Below are 22673 nucleotides of genomic sequence, written 5' to 3' on the forward strand. Positions count from 1 at the left end.
CATCAGGCAACATCGTTGTGTCACTCACTTGTACACCATCAAAATGGCAGCAAAGAATTATGTGTAAATGGGGGAATATGTAGAGAATGGCTGTAAAAAGCTTCTGGTTAAAATAATTTCTGAATACAAAAAACATTGTAATAGGCAACAAGCTTATGTTATGTAAAACACAAAACCGATATTAGATAATACCAGCGGCAGTTCTTAATATTTTTCTGCAGGAAATCTAACAATGTTTGGGAAAAGCATGTTCAAAAAGATGATGCAAAAAGATATTCCAAAAAGTATAGCACCCCATTTTGAATTTGAAGAATCAACCGGGTTGGTATAATATAAGTCATGCTTTATATTGTGAAGTAAAGTTACACTATCCCCAATTTTATAATTTATGCAGGCTTGGCTTCCTACATTTACGATATGATTAGCTCTGTTATGAAGAATTACAATAAAATTCCTTTTGCCTCCATCATATACGCTGCAAACTATATCTTTAATAGGTACTCTTACATTATCACCAGAAATTTGAGTTTCATTCTCCATCTTATACCTAGAGTACAATACTAAAAAAGCGATAAATAGCACACACAATGTAATCACATAAACATATTTATCATATGGGGTCGAATTTTGTCTGCCAATCTTGTTCTTTTTCATAGCTTATTGTATATAAACCTGTATGTAAATGCTGGCAACCACCATTTATTAATATGTAAAATTCCTTCTTTCAAAACCTCAAATAAGTTCCCAGCCCATTCACAGCTTTATTTACCCTTTGCTGCGGCCCCACATTCAACCGCACAAGTGTGCGACGCAAGTAAAGCTACATTTATAGTAAATGCCGGGCTAATAATCTGTCAATTATCCGGCCCAGCCTTCCCTGTCTAAACTGCGGTACTGTATGGCTTCGGCAAGGTGCTCGGCTTTAATATCGGTACTGGCCGCTAAATCAGCAATGGTGCGGCTTACCTTTAAAATACGGTCGTAGGCACGGGCACTTAAATTTAGGCGTTCCATGGCTTTTTTAAGCAAGGCTTCACCAGCCTGGTTAATGGCGCAAATATGCCGTAGTTGCTTGCTGCTCATTTGCGCATTGGCATACATGCCGGGCGTATCTTTATAGCGCTCTGTTTGTATTTCCCTTGCCTGTATAACCCGCTGTCTGATGCTGGCAGAGTCTTCGCCTACGTTGTTTTTATTGCTTAGCTCGCTAAAAGGTACGGGGGTAACTTCTACATGCAGGTCAATCCTGTCGAGCAATGGACCAGATATTTTATTGAGGTATTTTTGCACGGCACCCGGCGGGCAGGTGCACTCCTTTTCAGGATGATTATAGTAACCACAGGGGCACTCCTGCGTTGCCTTTTCTCGCCATTTCTGAAAGGGGTTGCGAAGCGGGCAGATATGCCAGAGCGATATTAATCTGACCTTCCCCAACTTCAATATGGTCTGTAATAGTCTCAATAATGGATCTTTTTTCATCAAATGACAGGTTAACCCAATTCGCATATAAATCCTTTGCTTCCTCTATGACGGTTTCAGAGGAAAGCTGTTGAATTTTCAAGAAATCAATTTCGGCTTCCAGTTCTGGTAATTGATCTTCAAGCTGCTTCAATTGCTCCTTCAATGGAGCATAAAAGCTCTGAAAATCCTCCTTTTCAATTTCTCCTGCTACTCGTAGGTTCCATTGGATTTCAAGCCGCTTTCTGAGTTTTTGTATATCTGTGGCGATGGCAGTAGCTAAAATTTGCTTTTCTTGAATCACTTGGCCAGTTCTTGCCGCAATTGATTCAACATCCCCATCTACCAATAAAAAGGTTTTCAATTGCTCATGAAATATCTCATCCATGTCTTCTACAGCAATCTTCCGTTTGCATCCGGTGCATTTATAAACCGGGTTTTCATTATAAACATACATTTTTGCGCCACAACTGCAATGCACAAATCCTGAGAGTAAATATGCTACTTTAGGGCCTATCGCTGATTTTCTCTTGGTCTGCATTTCAATTAATGCATTACACTCATCCCAAAGCTCAGCTGATATAATTGCAGGACAAGGTATTTCAACCCATTCAGCTTCCGGCTTTATAACCCATTTCTTTCCTTCCCCAGTACTTCTTGTATAGTTTGCCCGGCGAATCCCCTTTGCAGTTGGGTCTTGTAACAACCTCAAAATAGTTGTATCACTAAATAATGACCCGTTTCGGGTTCTATATCCCATTCTATTGAGTTCAGATGCAGTTGCTTTTTTACGCTTAGTTTTGAGAAAAAGCTCGTACATCACTTTCCGAATCGGTGCTTCATTTGCATCAATGACCAACTCCTTCCCTTCCCATTTATATCCAAAAGAGGCCTGACCACCAAGCGGTTTCCCCATTTTTGCTCGAATGGGGACAGATGCAGCCACCCGTTCTGCAATCTCTTCTCGTTCCCATTGTGCCATTGCTGCTATCATTGTATAGAATAACCGACCTGCTGGAGAGGAAGTATCGATAGATTCAGCCAGGGAGATAAGGTCAGCATTATATCCTCTAAATATTTCTGATATTTCAAGTAATTCTTTTGTGTTCCTTGCTAATCGTGCAAGCTTAGAAAAAATAAGCCCGGTGATGTTACCTTCTGCAAGATCATGCAACATTCTTTTTGTTTCAGAATATTGCATTATTGATTTCCCAGAAAGAGCATCTAACTGATATACGGTTATCACATTCCAGCCCTTTGCTTCTGCATACATTCTTGCCCTCCGCTCATGGTGCTCTGGACTATCACCTTGAACCTGCATGTCAGTTGAAACGCGAATCCATATACCCACATTTTTCTTTGCTTCCATGAGAAATTACCTTTGCTTAAAGATACAAAATGATTAGAAAAAATACAGAGCTTTGCGCCTATATTCGATGATTTTATGCACCTATTATTCTTAAAAACCAAGGATAATAATGCCACTTCTATTTATCGAATATTTCAAAAGACGAAAAGTTTTTTTGCTTATTTTATCCTGCTATTGCTGATTTCAAAATAAATCGTAAAGAAATAATTTAATCAAGAAAGAACCACTACTTCAACAAAAAGCCCTATTCTACTATTTCCAAATTTCAATCTTCAATGACTCAGGAATTTTGAATTAATGAAAATAAAATCACCGTCAGACTATGCAGGGCAGAACATTTTTCACGTGAGTGTTCTGGATTATGAGTAAAACCACAACAGTAGGGAATTGGGCCAAAAAAGATGAGAATAATTATAAATTAAAAACCGCCATTTCTAACGGTAAATAATCTTGAACAGAAAGAACACTATCAATTTATGTGCTGTGAAGCTCGCATTGAATAACTCTAATTAGGTGATTTCATTGCAGGGATTTACCATTTTGTAAAAGTACGAATAATTTGTAATTTAGTGGTGTTATTGCAAAAGCAGTAAAACGATAAAACCAAGAGCGGAGCAATACGAGCGAAAGGTAACGTTTAAAGTTACTTTTGAGGAAATGATAGCCATATCTGCTACTGATGCAAGGACTAAGAAATAAGAACCTAGAAAGAAATAATATGGAAAATATACAAGTTGGTGATACTGTTAGGCATAAAACAAGAATATTGATAAGTGGTGGGTTGGCGTTTAATGTATTAGAAGTCGAAGGCACTAAAGCCTTATGCGAGTTTTTTGATACTGATCCAGACCAAACCACGAAACAGGAATGGTTTGACATTTCTGATTTAATCCTTATTCACAAGGTGGAAGGCGGATTTAGGAATCTGGGTGAATCCTAATATTTGTTTTGTCCCAATACCTATACTTTTGCCAATAATTTAAATAAATTACAATTGGGAAGTTAAAACCATTCCTCCGGCATAATGCCCATTATAAAAATTGAAATGCCAAATTGAATCAAAATCACTTTCTTCCACTTTGTTATATTGATATTTGAAATACCCATTTGCAATTGAATTCTCATATAACTTAACATTGAAAATACTTTGGGGCTCTTTAAACCAAAAAGTGCTAATACTTGCATTATTACTAATTATTTTACCGTAATGATGGAAAAACAAACCCCTAATTAGCCTTTCTATTGTCCTACAATGGGCTTCATTATCCCATGGCACAGCCATTCCTTTTCCTGTTATAATTCCTGAATCCGTTGCAATATTCACTGGATACATTGAATTGAAAATATTCTTTCTTAATTTATAATTATGTTTTGCGGATGGCAAAACACCTTCCTTAAAAAGCCTTTCAGATTCACCACCCTGCCTTGCTATGTGCATACCTAGGTAGACCTTAAATTTTTCATCAGATTTTGAAGCATCATTATTGCACATCAAACAACAAGGCACAGTAATTAAATCATCTGGCCGTGGTTTGTTAAAGATTGATTTCGGTGGCACATGATCCTTTGTTGTAGCCTCTCTGATACCACAATAGCAACAAAATATAATCGGAATATCTTTATTATTCATAGCGAAATCTATTTTTCCCAAATAACACTAACAACAGTATTATACCTTGGAGCTATTACGCAAAATTCAAACATTACTGTGTCATTATCATAATAGCCAAGCTCAAACCATGTTGATTTAGAAATTTGCTGTGCAGAATCCTCATTTCTATAAATTCTATTTTGGGAAAAATATTCATTAGCAACTGAATCAGAGGGTATACTAAGTTTATTCCTCTCTGGTATTCTGTAATTAAGTTGTGCTGATTTCTTATAATATTCTATTTTGCCATCCTTACTAAAAAATACGCAAATTGGGTGGTTGCCAAAATCAATAAATCTATAAATAGTGGACGTAAGACTTGTATTAAATTTGTCTGATAGCTGCCTCAATAAATCAGGAGAGAATTTTTGTTTAAAGCAAGCATCTTTAAAAAGTAATTCTGGCATTAAAAGTTCAGTTGCAAAATCGTTTGCTTCTTTTTCTTGTGCACCATGTTTATATGCTTCCAATGTAGAATAGTCATCTGAAAATGTTGCTTCGTTATTACTATGTAGCAACATATGTCCTAATTCATGAGCAAGTACGAATCGCTTCTTTTTTGGAAATTCAATATTGGAATTCAAAGAAACTATTGATTTCCCATTTTTCATTACCATTCTTCCATCACAATTATTCAATGGGGTTTCGTTCACTATACCTTCATGATAAATAATTAAATCTGTCAAAGAAATATCGGCAGGATCTTCGATACCGCAGTAATCAAATACCTCTCTTGCTTTTAAAACGGCTTCAGAAATCATTTAGCTTCTCCATTTTCTAATTTTTCAATAAAATCAAGAATTTCTGTTTCAGTTAAAATTTGACGTAGATTTTCTTCATCAAGGTTTTCAAGATTTCTAAACTGAAGACTGGGCGATTTTTGTTTAAGCAAAGTAAAAATGGCTTGCCTAGTATCTGTTGTTGCAACCTGTACCATTAATAATGCTTTAGAATATAAGCCCAATAACTTGTCTTTATTGATGGCTACTTGTTTTTGAAACATCAGTTTCTTAATATTATTAACACCTCGTTTTTCAACTTTTTGAGGGTCATAACCATGTTCCTTTAGCATATCATCCAAAGAGCCAGGATTCTTTGACGCAGCATCCAGATAAGAATCAATTAGATGGTCAATATTTATTTTTTTGGACGGCATGAACGGTTTTTAGATGGTAAATATTTTTGTAATAATCCTTTTACCTTTCTTAATTGTATTATAAACAGCAGCTACATCTACGTTATATTTTTTAGCAATATCTCTTGCCGGAACTTCATCAATCCAATCACAGAACATAATAAAGCCATCTGAATCCCCTCCGAAGTGATTTTCAATATCTTTCCAATTTTCATCAGAAATAATAATAGTTTCTGGGTCTTCTGTGGTTGCAATATCGCTAAAGGATTCAAAGTCTTCAGAGTCGTCAAAGACTATAGAAGTAAGTTCTTTTTTGACGGTTGACCTTAACGATGATTTAATATGACTCCAAATCAGGCTTTTTGCCACACCCTTTAAATGAATTAGTACATCAGGGAATCGAATAAAATCCCAGGCTCTGTCGCCATTAAATAGTTTTTCAATAGCATCATTCGCAAAATCTTCGCCATTTTTCACATCCTTCTCAGTTCTCGGTACAAATCCAATCTTTGTTAACCGTAATTCACAGTAGATAACCAATTCTTTGAAAATAATTCCCCATTCCTTTTCAGAAATCAGTTTTAGCTGCTCAAAAGTTTGTGGGTCAATTACTGCCATCAGAAAAATAATATGCGGTTTATAATACTATGCTCCATATGTACCATTTTTAGCCATTGACGAAAAAGAGTATTTTTGGAGCATACACAAGTATAAACAATTTAATAATGAAAACAATTCAAATTTACGTACACGGGGAAAATAACCGTGAGCCCAAATTAGTTGAGGTTTCAGAAGAAGCCTCAGTAAAAGATGTAATTAACAAGTATCAACATGAATTTCCCAATTCTGGTAACCCAGAGGATGTAGAGTTCTTTGTCGAAGATGAAGAAGAACAAAGGCCGAAGGAGGAAATTGGCGAAAAAGGTGGAATTAAGAAAAAAGTTCACATTCACTGCCATCGCTGCAAAAAGGTGAGTGTGTCGGTTGAATACAACGGTCAAACAATTACCCAGTATGTTCCACCATCCACCACAGCCAAAAAGATTTTAAAACAAGCTGCAAAAAAATTTAACATTAGTGAAGTTGATGCAGCCGATCTTCTTTTAAAACTTGGCGATGGTACTGTTTTACAACCTAGTGACCACATTGGTTCTTTTGTTGCATTTCCCGAATGTAATATCAATCTATTTTTAACAGCTAATAAACAAATACAGGGATGAAACCAGATTTGCTTCAGTTTAAACAGCATGTTTCAGAGGCCGGCTTTCAAACTGGTGTTGACAGTGATATGTGGGGTATTGTGGACGAAGATCCAGAATATCCCAACTGGCCTTTAGTAATTATTTGCGTACAGGCAGCACCAAAGGATAATCACCCGGATAAGTATCACTTTAGGTTTGACCTATCAGGCTATCCTTCACAGGCTCCTACTGCCTGCCCTTGGGATGTTGAACTACAGGGAAGGTTACCAAATGAAAAATGGCCAAAAGGAAGCAAGTTTGTTTCTAACACTTTTAATCCGGCATGGAATCCCAATGCACTTTATGCGCCTTGCGACAGGCTTGCTATGCCAGGACATGAGGGGTGGCAAGCCGTGTTTCCTGAGCTTTGGTGGAAGCCTACTTTTAAGATTCAAGCTTACCTACATTTTTTACACCGTTTATTAAATTCAGCCGACTATGCTAACTACTGATTTGTCTATTAGTAAAACTCTGTGGAAAAAGCTAATCAAAGAATTAAAATTGAGAGGAAAAGGTATTCGTGAAAGCGGTGCTTTTCTTCTTGCCAATTCTACAGAAAGAAAGATAACTGAATTTATATGTTATGATGAACTGGACCCACATTCTTTAGAATCAGGAATCATAGTTTTTGAAGGAGACGGCTATTTACCATTATGGAAAATATGCAGGGAAAAGGAATTGCAGGTGATGGCAGATGTCCATACTCATCCTGGTAATTGGACAGGGCAAAGTGGAGCCGACAAAAAACACCCAATGATTGCCCAGGCCGGGCATCTTGCATTGATAGTACCAAATTTAGCAACCAAAAGAGGTCAGCTATTAAGAAATGTAGGTATCCACGAATATCTCGGAGATAAAAAATGGAAGACATGGGACATAAGCTCAGAAAAATTTAAGATAACAGATAAATAATAGAAAATGAAATTGTCTGAAGATACATTCAACCGTTTATCGCTTGGCATTATTGAAAAGCAAAACTGTTCGCCTGAAGATGCGATGCAAAAACTAAAATCGCTGAGTATCTATCTTGTTTGTGGCGATAAAATAAAATCTTCGTTACCTCTACAGGCAGCATTAATTACAGCAGTCAATACAGGTAAAAGAGCTTTTCTTGGAGGTGTATATATTCTAATGCCTCATGACACTCCTTGTCTTTTACCCTGGCCAGAAGCCAAAGTTTTTAATGAAATTTTATTAGAGGCTGGAGCAATGATAACCGAGAAAAATCCTCATGATTGCTTTAAAATAATGTTTGGACTACCAGTAGATGATGATAATTCTTTGCAAGTGGTATGCAATGATTGGCAAGCAGGAGTACTTGCTGAAAATATAGAAGTCCCTTTTACTGAAACTGGAAATATTCCAACAGCTGGGGTATTTTCGGGAGGTTTAGCAATTTGCCTTTCTTTTTTAAAACTATCCAAAATCAATATTTCTTCATGTGATAAATCAATGGGAATTTCCCTATGGCGACCAGATTTACATTGGCTTGATGATAATGCTGTTGGTCCGCAGGTTTTATTACTTCCAAAAAAAATTTGGTTTTTGGGCCTTGGGCATCTTGGGCAAGCTTATATTTGGAATATTGGGCTACTGCCATTTAAAGCACCGAATGAAATCACTTTTATACTTCAAGATTATGACAGAATAGTAGAGGCAAATCTTAGCGCAGGCTTATTATGTGAAAAGAATGATACAGGGATTTATAAAACAAGAAAGTGCAATTCATGGTTAGAATCAAGAGGCTTTAATACAGTAATAACGGAAAGGAAATTTGATGAGCATACAAAAAGAATAAATGAGGAACCCTTTATTGCTTTATGCGGATTTGATTCTGCATCGTCACGAATACATCTTGAAAGTGCAGGGTTTGACGTAATAGTAGAATCAGCCTTGGGGAGCAATCTTGCCACCTTTGATAACATCATTTTACATACTTTCCCGGAATCATCAAAAACACCAAAAGATGTTTGGGGCGATATAGACGAATCAAAAATGGAAATAAATCTTTCTGTGCTTGAAATATTAAAAAAAATAGAAAACGATATCTGTGGCATTGTACCATTATCAATTGCAGGTAAAGCTGTTTCAGCATCGTTTGTTGGTGCTTGTTCTGGTGCCTTAGTTATTGCTGAGATTTTAAGAGGTTTAAATGGTGGTATGAGATATGAAAAAATAGTAGTACATCTGAGAGCAATTGATGATGCAAAGGCCATACAACACCCTAAAGGAAGCTATACAATAGAATTGAGTAAAAATGGATTTGTAATAAAGGAATAATTATATACGAGAATGTGATCATCTTATTTTAATTACCTCAGTTCTATTACCAGCAGCCATGTCCCTTGTTTTCTGTATATATAATATTTAAGAGATAAAATTATGTTCTTCAACACAGCGAGCCGCCCATAGTGGGCGGCTCGCTTTTTACGATTAAAAGGTCATAATATCGACCTTAAAGAAAGTCGATTCCTTAATTACTACCTAAAAAGGTAAATCATCTGCTGGCTAAGTTGAAACACCTTGTGTCGGACTAAGAGTAGAAATATGTGTGATTGCCTTCGCATAACTATGTATCTTAATCTCCTATACAAGACAAGTAAGAACACCCTTTGCTTCATTCTGTAGATTCAGGTACGCACGTACACCAATACGCCCATTAACTTCCACTATTGAACCTTTGATTAGGTATGCAGCAACCTTCTCATTGATCCAATAGGCACAATCAACATAGGTTACAATTTTCTTGACTTCACCACTTCCCTTTTGCTTATAAGAGTCATTAAGCGCAATGCTGAAATTGGTTACTTTCCTGCCATCTTTAAGTTCGCACACTTTGGCATTTTGTGTGAGCCTTCCGATTAACTGTTGCATAATTATATAGTTTTAAAATGAGTACAGATAAAGAAGTTAGTGGGCACAGAACAATGATACCTGCCCTGACTGTACTTTGTTAGGATAGTGCTGATGACTATGTTTCTTAACAAGATAGTACACGGTAATATCTTCATTGAGCGTAATTGCCAAGGCATCCTGTAATGCTTTTGATCGTGACTTTCGCTTCTTGCGCTGTATCTCCCATGAAAGCATCATAAGCCGTGATAATAAAGTTGTGTGTGTCATAAAAATAATTGTGGAATTAAAGAAATTCGGCAGAGTGCCTCATTCATATACCTGTAGCGACCAGCCATTAGTCAGGCGGCGGTGGAAGAATAGTTTGGAGCAAAAAAATACAACCTCACGGAAAAATAAAATACCAAAATGAGCGTGGAGATTTTTTTGTTCCAACCGGAGGAAAGCGAAGTGAATATGGAGCGCATACTTTCGAACACCAGAGACTGACAATATCTTTGCGGCAGGGGCCTTGAATAATAATTGAGTAAAAATCTACTAAATTAAAAAAGTATCCATGACACTAGTTTTTAACATCAATACAAAAAAGGGGTACCTAAAAACATTCCCCTTTTTTCCAACCCTAAACCCTTAAAAACTACAGAAAACTACAGAAAATTTTATATATTTAAAAGGATTAAAGCACATTTTTTTTGATTAAAATAAATTACAGAACCAACAAGACTGTATAAAAATAATTGAACAAAAAGAGGAAATAGTATTCTGCTTTATAGTATTAAATCATGCCTGAAAAAAGAACTTTGAATATTGCCTTATTTTTTATTGAAATTGATTTATGTGGCTCAAAAAAATGTATGAACTTATAAAAGGGAAAAGCGCCTGCGGCCAAAAAAAGCAGAGCCGCACCGGGGAGTAACCGGTGCCGGGGCACAGGAGCGAAGCGAGCCGTGAAAGGCACAGGAAGGAGGTACGACTGGATGTGACTGCGAGCGCCTGATATGGTGCTGGACAAGAAGCATGAAAATGCGGTGGACAGCTACGTTTACGCAAGGGTTTGGCGGGTCTTTTTGGTGACTAGTACCTCCTTATTTCTTTTATTACAAAAAGCATGACAAACCCGCAGCCATAGCAGGCACGCAAGGCGAGCAAAATTATGGACAACGGGTGAACTGAACCTTACTGAAGAGAATGGATGACATAGTGAGCAATTGGAACCAAGTGAGCTGTGTATAGGTAAAGGCACAAGGAGATGGACACTTAAAAGAATCATATACAAATCAACAAAGTGTTTCATCTCCTTGTGTTTAGTGCTTGGAAGCGAGCATGGTGTAATGAAGCTCACGAAGGAAGAAATGAACGAAGTTGGGTGAAGGTCATAAGAGTTGTCCGAACGTAGGCTGTAGGAGTAGCAAGGAGTATGACAAACTGCAAAGCATCCGTAGGATAATGCAGGTAAAAGCATTCCTTAAAAGGTTTTAAAAGGAAAATGCTTTTTACTGCATTAGTTTGGCGTACTCCTTGCCGACAAAGCCGAAGAGAGACCTTATTACCTATGTTGTAAAAATGGGAAGGCTTCATTGTCATCTGAATGTCCAAGCTACAATTCCATAAAGAATAAATATTTCAAGGTTACTTATTATTATATATATAATAGATAATGCATTCAATCTTTTCAATATGAATAAGTTTATGCCTAAATGAAAAATAATAAACCCTAGAAATAATGTCCAAGCAGATGGCTCCTGACCACTTGCGGCATAACCCGCAAGAAAAGCGCTTAATATACTTAAAGGTTCAAGAATTGCAAATAGCCCAATATTAATCAAGATTATCTTTAAAATTTTACTCATTGTTCAACGGTTACTGTTATACCATACTGCTGTTGCATGGTGTTAATAAAGTTTGTAAGTATCTTTTTTGTGTCCTTTTTATTTATACTACTTGCAAAAGCTTGTGAAAATGCAGTTATATCTTTCACAAAAGAGTCAATTAAGTGGCGACCAACTGGTCCACCTGCTGTTTCATCACTAGACATATTTGCATTAGTTCCTTGTTGATCGGTATCTGAAAATTTATCTCCGCTATGATGGTGCGATACGGCTAAGCCTACTCCTAAAGGTTCTTTTGTACCATCTCTGCCAGCTTCATTTGGTGCAGCGTTATAAACTAAATCAATTTCATTGTCAGCGTCAGCAAATTGGTCGGCATTCTGTTTAATCATCTCTAATAACGCATCTACGTATCCAGCTCCGAATGCTGCTCCACGACTATGTGTGTAAATCTCTATCTTCTCAATTATCTTATTAGTTTCAGGGTCTCTATGAAGTCTTGAAAGAATGTATTGAAAATCTTGTTTGCCAATAATGTAACCAGCTTGATTTCTGCTTGAAGCGCTATGACCTGTAATCCAGCTACCGTAATGGATAACGTCTTCGCTTGCGCCGTAAGTCTTACTATATGGGCCGGCTTCATAATAATATCGATCACCGTCAACAAACATTTGATTAGACCCATACGGAATTCCTGAATGTGAAACAGCATCTAAAATAGCTTGTGACCAATATGGATGACTTAGGCTCTGTTCATAATTTATTGGATTTGTTCCTCCTGATGCTCTACCATTTATAAAAATTGCCAGTTCCCCATCAGGATCGGTATAGGTTATTGGATTATTATAACAATAAACATAAGGAGATGAAATTTCTAATAAATCAGCTTTAGGATCTAATACACACCATCTTCCCAATTGAGGGTCTTGCATGCGTTTACCAAAATCGTAAAGTTCTAAGCCACCATTGTCTGTAAACTCTTTGTTCTGAAATTCTTTTCCATTGTATAATTTTTTATTAGATGCATTTCCAAAATTTAAAGAAGAAGAAGTGATACCACTCATGGTGAGTCCGAAGGGATAATAATGTGTTTCCTCTAACAGAGGGCCCGCATTATATTGAATATTAATATCATCAAAATATACATTCCCCTTACTCTCGTTACTTACATAGACATAAAGATACCCGTTTTTTGTAATTTCAATATCATTTCCATTGTTTAATTGTAATAATTGCTTTTGAGTAGCCCCTACGATTTGAGGGACCGATCTAAACCCACTTGCAACTGCTTTAAATGTTTTTTCATCCAACAATACCCAGTTTAAATATGCTTTAGGGCTACCAGATTGTGGAATTTGAGTATTTAATAAATCCTGAACACCAGGCTGGACAATATTAGAATTTACATTACTTGCTATTGTACCTTTTCCCAAAGCTGATACATTTGATGATAACTGATTAGCAATATTTATAGCTATATTTTGCAGCGTATTGTCAACTGTATTATCCATACCTGTTGGCAAGTACCATGCTTGAGTATTTGCAGTAAACTTATCACCTGTCATCACCTTTAAAATAATCCCTGGGCCCACTCGATTTTCTGCCAATGTTCCGTTTACTTTCGAAACATTAAGATTGTTTACATCAGCATCAAATCCAGAAGGCTTACCTGAATAGGTGGAATTAATCTTATCACCAAAGAGACTAACTTCAAACGTTCTATTGGCATCCTCCATTCCGGCGTGATAGAGAGTTGATTTTTGTTCATCAGTTAAAACCATTCGGATATTTCCTAAATGGTCTTTAATGAAATAATCAAAATTATGTTGCAATACATTTTCACTATTTATAGCTCCTTCTCTAATTCTTCCCTCTTCAAAATTTAAAAATTGAAGTTTTGTTTCTCCATTGGTTTGATTGGCTCCTTGCAATATATCTACCTTTTCGAAAACAGAAAATCCACTATAATTTGTAATAACCGTTCTTGTTGTTTGACTATTATATAATTTAGGATTTTCAATAACTTTCTTAGCAAGTTTGTTGCCGGCTGCATCATAAATATAAGTAACTACACCCTTTACAAAATTTCCGTTGCTATTATCATCTGTTGCTATATTTAATTTAGAAGGCAGATTTAAATAATTATATTCAATAGCGCCAGTGGTCTTATCAATTCCGGTTAAACCATCTAACCGCTTATTTTTATCACTAAGCATATTACCATTTAAATCATACCCATAATCATCTCCGATATTTCCATTTACAAAGTCACCCAATTTTCTATCAACTTGGGTATCATCAACACTTTTCAATTTATTACTATTATCAAAATATGCATAACTAAGTTCATCAATATAACTATTCGTAATCCCTGTGGTATTTAAGTAAATACCTTTTTGTTTCATTTCCAATATATTCCCGTTAGGATCATATGCACTATAATAATTTATCCCATCGCCCATTAAAACTGTGAAATCGATAGTGGCATCATTATTCCAGGTCCCATTTGTTAATTGTTTAAAATCAGCATATAATAGCCGATTTGCATTATCATAGCCATAGCCAAAAGACCTTTTTTCATCATCCCCATTACTACGCCATGTAATTCCGCTGATGTTTCCATTGTATTGATTTTTTTCAAAACCCCATTCATAGCTTAAAATCATTCCAAACCATCGGTTGTCTGCCGTACTTGAAGCCTTTGCATAATTCTTATTAATGCTTTTTAGCCAGCCACGAATATTGTATTCATAATCAAGTGTTTCAATTGGTGTTATGGTATAAACCCCAGTTTCATCCCTTTTTTGACCTAAATTTTTAGTTAATAATTGTCCTAATGCATCAAATGAATTCCTAACAATCGTCACTGACTGGCTTGGAGTGGTATTTGCCAATGCATTAAAAATTCTTTTACGGATTTTTATGGGTTTACCCATATGATTGTATTCAAAATCGGTTGCGATACCCTTTTCCTTGGCGGTTTCGCTTACAGGTTTAAACCTATTGGCATCATAAGAACTTAAAATCTTGCCAGAAAAATCGTATAGTATAGTAATGATGTCGTTACCAGCATTATAACTATCCACTGTTTGATTAGCATAATTTTTACTTATTTTTTGTATAAGCCTACCCTTGTCATTATAAAAATTATGTGTAGGTAACCATACATTATTAGCCAAATTGTTTAAATCAGATAATACACGTACCCTAGTTCTTGTAACTTGTCCAAGAGTTAAACTTGACGGTGCAGATGGATTTAGTTCGATGCCAAGTGCATTTTGATTTATGGGTAATAATAAATTATTAAAGAAGTTAGAATAAGTTTCAGCGAAAGCTACATTGTTTGCATCTGTATAATCATCATAATCGGTTTTTGAAAGTGCTACAAAACCTTCCCCACCATTACTAAAACCAGGAAGTGGATTTGTATTTATACTAATATCTTCATAAATTGTTGTACTGGCATAATCAAGGGAATTTAATAAATCGTTCAATGCAGAATATGAAATAGATTTTGTCATAATGCCAGACATTACTGGTCGGTTAAGGATATCATAAAAGGAAACCATCCACTGCATTGGAGTTTTACTTCTCATCAAGCCATCCTGAGTATAAACAAGCCTGTCTCTTTTATCATAAACCATGTAAACCCAAGCTGACCCTGGAACTTTTTTCGCTATCATTCTTTGCTTATTATCATACTCATATCTAAAACATAATTCATTCACCATCGCCTGAGAAAGGATCCATGAATTTGCATTAGACATATTGGACACTGCCTTTGGTGGTATTACAAACCTTAATAATCCTAATTCATCATAAACATAATATGTATTCAACCAATCTGAATATGGGTCATTAGTGCTATTCTCAACCTGAACCTTCTTTAAAATTACTTTCCCCTCAAAATCTTTATATTCTACGACAGAATGTCCATTTTCATCAGTAGTTTGAACTTTTATAAGTTTTCCATTTGAATAACCAATACTAGTAGTAGGTATATTTTTACCATCATCTGTTGCAGAAAAGGTAAATGCATCATTAGTAATATTCCATACCCGTACCTGATCTGTACTAAGTTTATTGGTAAAATAGCTTATTGATTGACCTGTATTATACCCATTTATACCTTCAGTACCTGCCCATACATTCCCAGGTGAATAAGTTTTCAGAACTCTGTTCAAAGGAGAAGCTTCATAGACCGTATGACCATAAAAAAAGGTTTCTCCCGGATACAGGGTTGCACAAAAAGATTGCTGTTGCGAGTAGGCATTTAATTTTAAACTCCCATTAGCCTCACTTGATTCAAAGGGTAAATAATTGTATTGAACTTTTCCAAACTCATCATAATAAACGGGATTAACCAGATCCTTTTTATTTCCACTTTGTTGCCAGCCTACCTTTTGCATTGGCCTACCAAGTCCATCCAAATATTGGGTACTTTTCCTAACTTCCTCAGTTGTTCGCCCATAACTTCTTACCTCCGCCTCCTGATCTGTTAACGAGAGATTAGGAGTTGTATTAAATGCTATTTGGGGTTCCCAAACAGTAATACTATTAACTATATTGTAAACCTCAGTTTGAGCTACTGGTATTTTAGGAGAATTCGGTACAGCATTTTGTGCTGTAGGTTTATTAGTTTGAGCTGGACAATATGTATTTTGAAAAATAAAAAATAGTCCAAAAACAATTGAAATTAATTTCATAAAAATAATTCGTATTGTTAAAAATTTATATACCCTTTATCGCATCCTGTATTTCATTACTTAATGGTTCAACGGATGCAGAAAAAATACCAATAAGATTGCCGTTTTCATCGATAAGGAATTTTTGAAAATCCTCAACAATCGGGTTGTTCAAAACACCATTTAAAGTTTTTTGGGATAGCCATTGAAAAAGAGGATGAATTTCATTTCCAGCAATTTGGACTTTCCCTGAAATTAAATACGTGGCATTATAATTTTCTGAAACAAATGCGACAATTGCGCTATCTGTAAGCTGTTCATTGCCAAAACTATTACTTGGAGCAGCGATAACTATTAAACTATCTGCATATTGTTGTTGCAATTGTTCTAACGCACTAAGCTGACTTACATGATCACTTCCTGTAGCAATGGAAACAATTAACACCTTTTTCCCTGTGCAACTGCTTAAATGAATTTCACTTGAATCTGAGGCCCCGGGAAGTGAATAATCATATGCGCTATTCAAGTTAACCAAGCTATGTACAGAGATGTAGGTAAGAATAAGTCCTACTATAAAATGTTTCATAATAAATTATTTAATATGGATCAATATCACAAGGCACTGAGTTTACTTCGGTGAATGGCCCTTCATTAGGGACTGTACCACCCCATACATAGTAATATGTACATTTCCATGTGCCATTTGGTTTTTTTACAGTACTGGTATTAACCCTTTTCCCTGCAATACAAAAACCATTTATGCACTTTTTGGAGGGGCCAATACAATTTGCAGTATTACATGCAGCTGGCGGGGAGCTTTGATTATTATAGTAACTATAATCAATTAATTTGATGATATTCTTTTCATTATCAAGAATACTTCTAAGCCTTGAGTAATTGTCATAATTATAATAAGTTACCTTATTATTTATATCGCAAATTCCTTTTACACCAGTTAATAATTCATAGTTATATGTGGTCATAAATGCATCTGAAGGGTATACCCTTACTTCATCTATAGCTGAACCTTCTGAAAGCACCATATTATTCTGAAAGGATTTCGAAATTGATACCCAAGTATTCCCTGTACTCAAATAATGGTAATCTATTTTATATTGCCTATTATTGGGAATTTGATAAGGTACTGTATAATCTCCCGCATAATATTTTTTTCCTAGAAATGGGCTACTAGTTGCAATATTGGCACCTGAACTTTCTTCAAAGTTTTCATAATAAAACTCCTTTAATCCGGTTATAACCATGGGGGTAACCTGGTATGAATAATCAAACGGAACCTGAGCCGATGAAGTGTTATTGGTAACACTTATAGTAAGTGTATAATCTCCTGCACTCATATTGTTAAACGTAATAGTATTTGATGTAGGACTGCAAACCGTATAGTTTGATGCCATACATAAATTGCCAACTTGTGATTGAGTTCCATTGGTATTAGTTAAGGTATAACCAATGCTACAAGATGCCCCAGCTTGTTGATTTGATCCTAACCATGCACCATTAGGAATCTTCAAGGTAATTGGCCCTATAGCCTGGGTGGTAAATGTTATAGTAATATTATAAGGAATAGTGTGGTTTGGGTCAAAAAAAATTTCGTTAACGCTTTCGGTAGAGGGGAATGAGGTTATTTGATCATTTTTTGCATTAGTCACCTCTGCAATAGGCAGCTGCCTATCATATCCATACATATAACTTTTACGTAGATCATTTTCTTTTCCAACACTTAATAAATTACCCTTATGATCATATGCAAAATTAGTCAACCTTAATTCATATGCTAAACCACGTTGACTGGTATAAATTTTTTCTGGAGCAAGAATTTTATTCCCCCAATCCTTATAAGTCGTTTTTACCCCTTTTGTAAAAATTGAATTAATATATTCCTTTTGTTCAATCGGATAATTCAACATATTTAGGGCTGTCATTTGTTGGCTAACTGCATCTGAGTTTTGAAAAGGGTAAAAAATTTCAGAGGAAATAGTTTCACCTTTACTATTTATTGTTGATTTACCACTTGGCAATTGATACAAGGGATTATAGGTATAGTTAGTGGTTGAGGATATGGGATCGTTATCAGTGTATGTTATATCTGTTGAAGAAGATAGGTTTTTAAAGCCTGTTGGAATTTGGTAATCATTAAACGTATGTATTCTGTCGGTAACCGAATTTGGAAAAACTATAATTTCTTCCCCAAATTTTTCTGCATAATAATGGGTATTCATATCCCTTCCTTTTTGAGGATATACAGATACCACCTGCACATGTAGACCATTTATATACCCATTTATTGTTGAAGAATAAACATTTTGACTTTCCTTTACTTTTTGATAAGAAATAACACCAGCATTGTTAAACATCTTATAATCCTCTTTACTAATTAGAACAGGATTATCCCAATAATTTTGATTATAAATATGCATCCTCGGAATCCTTAGGGTTTTAAACATTTGCATTTGGGAAGCTGCCCAACCAGAATTATCATATTTAAAAATAGATTTACCAGAATTACTCATTTCAGTACCCAAATATTCTGTCACTTGAGTATATATTACAGGCCGTTCCGCAATTTCACTTAGCTCGGGTATAAAGCCACTATAAAAAGTTCTTTGATGATATGTCCCTCCTCTATTTGGGTCATACGGGCCAGGTCCAAAAGGGTAAGCTCCCAAAAAAGTATAAATGTCCTCTTTTGCCATAGTATTCATTTCTGGCAAAAGATCAATGGAACCATATCCATTTTCACCAATACCATATTTATATGTTTTATAAAAAACATGTCCGTTGTTGTCAGATGTCTTGAGTTGATAGAGCCTTAAACCTGGTCCATCAACTGGCGTACCATTTGCTCCGTATAATGTTGCCTTATTATTCTCATAAACAAACTCTGCAGCCCCACCTGTTGGAAATGTTATCTTTTTTAGGACACAACTTTTTAATGCTTCGAGATTAGGCTCCCTATTCGCGGCAGGATTGCCGACAGTTATATTTGAAGTGGCACCACCTGATCCTTTAAATGGAACATTATTATATCTTGGTACAAAGTCGTGTTGGCCTGATGCATTATAATAACCCCACCAATCACAATACCTCACATTTAACTGGTTATTATTATCAGGATTAATAAAGGGATAATATTCAAAGTTGTATGTTTCGACTGTAGCATTGCTCTTATCCTTAAAAAGGATCGCATCTAATTTATTTTTAGCAAGGCCTAATTCAGATTGACTATAACAAATAGATCTTGAAAATTGAATTGTTTTCTGAACTTCATTTTCATTGTTTACAATTTGTATATTATTAATCGGCTTATCATTTATAGAATTATTTTCTATATTAAAAACTATTTTCCCTTGATTAAAGTCAATTTCAACTAAGCGACTACTACTATAATTTTCTGTAGTTGTAGGTTCAGGATACTCCAAATAGTTCACAGGAAATTCTTCATCTTTCATATCCCAACTATCTATTAAAATCCCTTGCTGGCTGATTGTACGCCTTTCCTGACTTAATGCTATATATTTAAAAGAAATCGAATCTATATTATTCGCAGCTATAATTTTTGATATCACCCAACTTGAGGTAGCACTATTAGAACCGGAGCCATATGTATCCCCTGGTATAAATTTATAGGAAACACCTTTCTCATCCGTAATTTCAATTGAATTGATGCCATTATCATTAAAATTTGGAGTTATTTGATATGGTTTAAAAGGAAGTAAAATAGGGGTTTTTATATTATTGACATCTTTGAAAATAAATTTGCCATTTAAACCGTTGCATGAATACGAAAAAATATCATATTCACTATCTGACCACTCACCAACAGAAATATCTCCTTCTGAATTAGCATAATGCATAATTTTTTCCAGATATTGTAAATTATCCAAATTATTTGTACTCAAATCACTTTGATTTTTAAATGGATAAGGGAATTTATACGTACCGATTGTAAAGGTGCCGAAATCAGGAGATCCATAAATTGTTCTAGTGATCATACCACCAGCATTTAAGCTCCAACCCAAACCGATCGGGCCATCCTGATCGTATACTTTCCTTCCAGATGCATGGTAGCTAATACTAATTGGCAAACTTAAACTACCACTTTGTATTTCATAAATCGGAATACTAATTTGTGGTAAGCCAGTGGAATAGTCCATGGGATAATCCTGAAATCGAAATAATGAAGAAGCTTCCGGTGCAGGCTTTATAATACGAGGCAGATCAGTTTGCGCAAAAGTATTATTAATGTAAAAAAAAGTATGACCTAGGAAGAAGAAAAGTGACATGAAAATTCGATTCATACTGCTTTTCAAAAAAAATAATTTGCAAAATCCACGAGAACGAGTTAGCATTTTTTCAATTTTAAATTTTTCCAAATTCAGGTTCATTAATCCCATATTTCATTTTACAATGTGTATCCTATTCTAAATTTAATAGGAGAAGTAGTTGGCAATTGTCTATTGGCATAAAAGTCATAGAGCAATTGCACCGACCCTCCATATTTACTAGATATTTTATATTTTTTACTAACACCAATCAAAGCACTTTTTTGCCAGGTCTTTGAGTCCTTCAATACAGTAATATCCTTTATCCTTTGCAAATAGTTATATTCCCAACCTCCGGTAATCCAAAAAGTTCCCTTTGCTCTTATATCAACAAAACTTCGGAGACCTAATCCTTCACTTGTAAAATGAATGTCGTTGAAACCTTTACCCAGTCCTATTTTATAACTTAATGCAATTCCAATTATTCGTGCTTCTGTTAATTTATATCCGATAGAAAGTGCCAGGTCAGTAGACGATGGGAAATACCCTGAGCTTTTTTGGCTTTGTAAATTAAATCCAGTTTCCAACCGCTTTAAAAAAGGTTTTATTTTTTGGGAGTTTGGCTTAAAATCTGGCATGGTCATTTCACTGCTACTTCCCCCTGAGCTGCGTACTTTGTCTTTTAAATTAGTTAATGCTGATTGTGCAGTCTGTACGTTCTGTTCAAAAAATTGCTGGGAATTTGCACCTACTCCTGCAAATCGTTCACTGATCATTGCTTCTACTTGTGCCCTGGTTTGCATACCTTCTAATGAACCAACAGAACCATAGTCAGTTGGAAGTCGTAGAAGACTAGCAATCATGCTGTTTTTTTGCATAAATTTTTGAAAAGCAGGAATTTTATTTAAAATTTCTAATGCTTTTCGCTCCATTTTCTCAGGTTCATGCAACATATTTTTATAGGCAACAATTTGTTGTTGATAGTAATAAACCTGCTTGTTGAGATTGATCAAATTTTTAGATATTCCTGAATTTGCTAAAGCTGATTTCAATGCCTGCTGCCGCTCAACTATAAATGTTTGCAACTCATTTGCCTGTTGTAATTTATCTTGCAAATTCTTTATTTGAGCCGATGCATCAGTTATCTGCTGTATCTTATCTTTCTCAAGACTTGGCATTTGCAAACTGCTCATTTTTAGAAACCCAAATGCTGTTCCAACACTATCTAAACCAGGAATATATTCTTTCAGTTTTATTTTTTTTCCATTGACTATTCCTTCCATTTTACTCTGAATAGATTGGTACTTTTCTTTACTTCCTTCAAAAAGAATATTCAGCGTGTTGCTATCAGTTCCTACTAACTTCTTTTTAATTTTCAATTCTTCATTTTGCATGTTTTGCAATAGTTGCAAACTTTTATTTTGTATACTATTGCCAAGTTTTTTATATTTTTTATTTATTTCATCAATAGATTTTGAAGAAATAGCATTTATAGCTTGCTGCATAGAATCTACTACAGGTTTGCCAGAAAGATCCTTTTCAAATCCTTGCCCTGATACACTTCTAGCAAGAATAAGTAATATTAGGAGTAGATTTATTTTCATGTGGATAACCTTATTATATTTTGTACAAGCATTTCTAAATAAGTATATAAACTCAAAACAATTATTGTGCATTTCAAACTATTCAAAAACAAAATGGTAGAAATGACAGTCATATAAAATCATAACTTGATAACAATAATTTATTAATCATTTTATCAAATTGCAGATGCAACAAGAGAACGTTTTGACGCATAAAATCCCCCTACCCACTTTTCAAAGTAGTTTACACAATGACAATACCGTCATAAATACTCAACGATTTATTTCACGAAATACAATGCCATAGGCTATTACAGCAATATAATCACCTCTAAACTGGGCAATACAATTACAGCATGCACGCATCACATGGAATAAACGGCAAGTAAATTTTATATGTTTAGCAAAATGTAAAACAGAATAAAACAAGGTGTGAGAGCTTCGCTACAATATCGGTGTTAACCTTTTTTATAACATTTATTTTTTTGCATTTTGGGTTGATGCACTAAGTGCAATTTTTTACTAGCATACGGAAATCAGGTTTGGTTGTTAATAATTTTTTTAAAGTGGGATATATATAAGCTAACAG

18 protein-coding genes are annotated in these 22673 nt (G+C 35.1%); 5 read left to right on the plus strand and 13 right to left on the minus strand.

Annotated elements, in window-relative coordinates; translation table 11 throughout:
• Window positions 1-204 precede the first annotated feature (204 nt).
• The 3 genes from GD597_RS00155 to GD597_RS00165 form a co-directional block, all read right to left on the minus strand.
• The gene (locus GD597_RS00155) at window positions 205-654 is read right to left on the minus strand and encodes a hypothetical protein (RefSeq protein WP_171605764.1); all 450 of its coding nucleotides are present in this window, start codon (window positions 652-654) and stop codon (window positions 205-207) included.
• A 204-nt stretch (window positions 655-858) separates the two neighbouring features.
• Window positions 859-1440 (minus strand): magnesium chelatase subunit ChlI family protein, encoded by a 582-nt coding sequence (locus GD597_RS00160; RefSeq protein ID WP_235954134.1) that lies wholly within the window; start codon window positions 1438-1440, stop codon window positions 859-861.
• On the minus strand, window positions 1328-2827 hold the full coding sequence (locus GD597_RS00165) for a recombinase family protein (RefSeq protein ID WP_171605765.1): 1500 nt from the start codon (window positions 2825-2827) through the stop codon (window positions 1328-1330). The genes GD597_RS00160 and GD597_RS00165 overlap by 113 nt, the downstream gene beginning before the upstream one ends.
• 718 nt (window positions 2828-3545) lie before the next feature.
• On the opposite strand from GD597_RS00165, the gene GD597_RS00170 reads away from it, so the two are divergent.
• On the plus strand, window positions 3546-3767 hold the full coding sequence (locus GD597_RS00170; RefSeq protein ID WP_171605766.1) for a hypothetical protein: 222 nt from the start codon (window positions 3546-3548) through the stop codon (window positions 3765-3767).
• Window positions 3768-3815: 48 nt separating this feature from the next.
• On the opposite strand, the gene GD597_RS00175 is transcribed toward GD597_RS00170, so the two are convergent.
• From GD597_RS00175 to GD597_RS00190, 4 genes are read right to left on the minus strand one after another with little or no spacing between them, the layout of a single operon-like run.
• Window positions 3816-4457 (minus strand): hypothetical protein, encoded by a 642-nt coding sequence (locus GD597_RS00175; protein ID WP_171605767.1) that lies wholly within the window; start codon window positions 4455-4457, stop codon window positions 3816-3818.
• Window positions 4458-4465: 8 nt separating this feature from the next.
• The gene (locus tag GD597_RS00180) at window positions 4466-5239 is read right to left on the minus strand and encodes an ImmA/IrrE family metallo-endopeptidase (protein WP_171605768.1); all 774 of its coding nucleotides are present in this window, start codon (window positions 5237-5239) and stop codon (window positions 4466-4468) included.
• Window positions 5236-5634, minus strand: coding sequence for a hypothetical protein (locus tag GD597_RS00185; protein ID WP_171605769.1), 399 nt, complete (start codon window positions 5632-5634; stop codon window positions 5236-5238). The genes GD597_RS00180 and GD597_RS00185 overlap by 4 nt, the downstream gene beginning before the upstream one ends.
• A gap of 9 nt (window positions 5635-5643) precedes the next feature.
• Window positions 5644-6231 carry a hypothetical protein gene (locus GD597_RS00190; RefSeq protein ID WP_171605770.1) on the minus strand — a complete coding sequence of 196 codons (588 nt, stop codon included), beginning with the start codon at window positions 6229-6231 and terminating at the stop codon, window positions 5644-5646.
• A gap of 107 nt (window positions 6232-6338) precedes the next feature.
• On the opposite strand from GD597_RS00190, the gene GD597_RS00195 reads away from it, so the two are divergent.
• The 4 genes from GD597_RS00195 to GD597_RS00210 are packed head-to-tail and all read left to right on the plus strand — an operon-like array spanning window position 6339 to window position 9134.
• On the plus strand, window positions 6339-6833 hold the full coding sequence (locus GD597_RS00195) for a hypothetical protein (RefSeq protein WP_171605771.1): 495 nt from the start codon (window positions 6339-6341) through the stop codon (window positions 6831-6833).
• Window positions 6830-7306 carry a DUF7665 family protein gene (locus GD597_RS00200; RefSeq protein WP_171605772.1) on the plus strand — a complete coding sequence of 159 codons (477 nt, stop codon included), beginning with the start codon at window positions 6830-6832 and terminating at the stop codon, window positions 7304-7306. The genes GD597_RS00195 and GD597_RS00200 overlap by 4 nt, the downstream gene beginning before the upstream one ends.
• A complete protein-coding gene (locus GD597_RS00205) occupies window positions 7293-7766 on the plus strand; it encodes a hypothetical protein (protein ID WP_171605773.1) in 474 nt (157 codons plus the stop codon). Before GD597_RS00200 ends, GD597_RS00205 begins: the two co-directional genes overlap by 14 nt.
• A gap of 6 nt (window positions 7767-7772) precedes the next feature.
• Window positions 7773-9134: a hypothetical protein gene (locus tag GD597_RS00210; RefSeq protein ID WP_171605774.1), complete on the plus strand. Its 1362-nt coding sequence runs from the start codon at window positions 7773-7775 to the stop codon at window positions 9132-9134.
• Window positions 9135-9440: 306 nt separating this feature from the next.
• Here GD597_RS00210 and GD597_RS00215 read toward each other — a convergent pair whose 3' ends face one another.
• The 6 genes from GD597_RS00215 to GD597_RS00240 form a co-directional block, all read right to left on the minus strand.
• Window positions 9441-9728 (minus strand): single-stranded DNA-binding protein, encoded by a 288-nt coding sequence (locus tag GD597_RS00215; protein ID WP_171605775.1) that lies wholly within the window; start codon window positions 9726-9728, stop codon window positions 9441-9443.
• Window positions 9729-11287: 1559 nt separating this feature from the next.
• A complete protein-coding gene (locus tag GD597_RS00220) occupies window positions 11288-11557 on the minus strand; it encodes a hypothetical protein (protein ID WP_171605776.1) in 270 nt (89 codons plus the stop codon).
• Window positions 11554-16242 (minus strand): DUF6443 domain-containing protein, encoded by a 4689-nt coding sequence (locus GD597_RS00225; protein WP_171605777.1) that lies wholly within the window; start codon window positions 16240-16242, stop codon window positions 11554-11556. The genes GD597_RS00220 and GD597_RS00225 overlap by 4 nt, the downstream gene beginning before the upstream one ends.
• Before the next feature lie 25 nt (window positions 16243-16267).
• Window positions 16268-16807, minus strand: a complete 540-nt coding sequence (locus GD597_RS00230) for a glutathione peroxidase (RefSeq protein ID WP_171605778.1) — start codon at window positions 16805-16807, stop codon at window positions 16268-16270.
• Window positions 16808-16817: 10 nt separating this feature from the next.
• Complete coding sequence (locus GD597_RS00235) at window positions 16818-20633, minus strand: hypothetical protein (RefSeq protein ID WP_171605779.1); 3816 nt, start codon at window positions 20631-20633, stop codon at window positions 16818-16820.
• Between the two features lie 8 nt (window positions 20634-20641).
• The gene (locus GD597_RS00240; protein WP_171605780.1) at window positions 20642-22105 is read right to left on the minus strand and encodes a ring-infected erythrocyte surface antigen domain-containing protein; all 1464 of its coding nucleotides are present in this window, start codon (window positions 22103-22105) and stop codon (window positions 20642-20644) included.
• Window positions 22106-22673 lie beyond the last annotated feature (568 nt).

Source organism: Limnovirga soli, from assembly GCF_013106755.1.
GTDB lineage: Bacteria > Bacteroidota > Bacteroidia > Chitinophagales > Chitinophagaceae > Limnovirga > Limnovirga soli.

Coding starts and splice junctions, on each gene's coding strand:
- GD597_RS00155 (WP_171605764.1), bottom strand. CDS start 654: ATGAAAAAGAACAAGATTGGCAGACAAAATTCGACCCCATATGATAAA.
- GD597_RS00165 (WP_171605765.1), bottom strand. CDS start 2,827: ATGGAAGCAAAGAAAAATGTGGGTATATGGATTCGCGTTTCAACTGAC.
- GD597_RS00170 (WP_171605766.1), top strand. CDS start 3,546: ATGGAAAATATACAAGTTGGTGATACTGTTAGGCATAAAACAAGAATA.
- GD597_RS00175 (WP_171605767.1), bottom strand. CDS start 4,457: ATGAATAATAAAGATATTCCGATTATATTTTGTTGCTATTGTGGTATC.
- GD597_RS00180 (WP_171605768.1), bottom strand. CDS start 5,239: ATGATTTCTGAAGCCGTTTTAAAAGCAAGAGAGGTATTTGATTACTGC.
- GD597_RS00185 (WP_171605769.1), bottom strand. CDS start 5,634: ATGCCGTCCAAAAAAATAAATATTGACCATCTAATTGATTCTTATCTG.
- GD597_RS00190 (WP_171605770.1), bottom strand. CDS start 6,231: ATGGCAGTAATTGACCCACAAACTTTTGAGCAGCTAAAACTGATTTCT.
- GD597_RS00195 (WP_171605771.1), top strand. CDS start 6,339: ATGAAAACAATTCAAATTTACGTACACGGGGAAAATAACCGTGAGCCC.
- GD597_RS00200 (WP_171605772.1), top strand. CDS start 6,830: ATGAAACCAGATTTGCTTCAGTTTAAACAGCATGTTTCAGAGGCCGGC.
- GD597_RS00205 (WP_171605773.1), top strand. CDS start 7,293: ATGCTAACTACTGATTTGTCTATTAGTAAAACTCTGTGGAAAAAGCTA.
- GD597_RS00210 (WP_171605774.1), top strand. CDS start 7,773: ATGAAATTGTCTGAAGATACATTCAACCGTTTATCGCTTGGCATTATT.
- GD597_RS00215 (WP_171605775.1), bottom strand. CDS start 9,728: ATGCAACAGTTAATCGGAAGGCTCACACAAAATGCCAAAGTGTGCGAA.
- GD597_RS00220 (WP_171605776.1), bottom strand. CDS start 11,557: ATGAGTAAAATTTTAAAGATAATCTTGATTAATATTGGGCTATTTGCA.
- GD597_RS00225 (WP_171605777.1), bottom strand. CDS start 16,242: ATGAAATTAATTTCAATTGTTTTTGGACTATTTTTTATTTTTCAAAAT.
- GD597_RS00230 (WP_171605778.1), bottom strand. CDS start 16,807: ATGAAACATTTTATAGTAGGACTTATTCTTACCTACATCTCTGTACAT.
- GD597_RS00235 (WP_171605779.1), bottom strand. CDS start 20,633: ATGGGATTAATGAACCTGAATTTGGAAAAATTTAAAATTGAAAAAATG.
- GD597_RS00240 (WP_171605780.1), bottom strand. CDS start 22,105: ATGAAAATAAATCTACTCCTAATATTACTTATTCTTGCTAGAAGTGTA.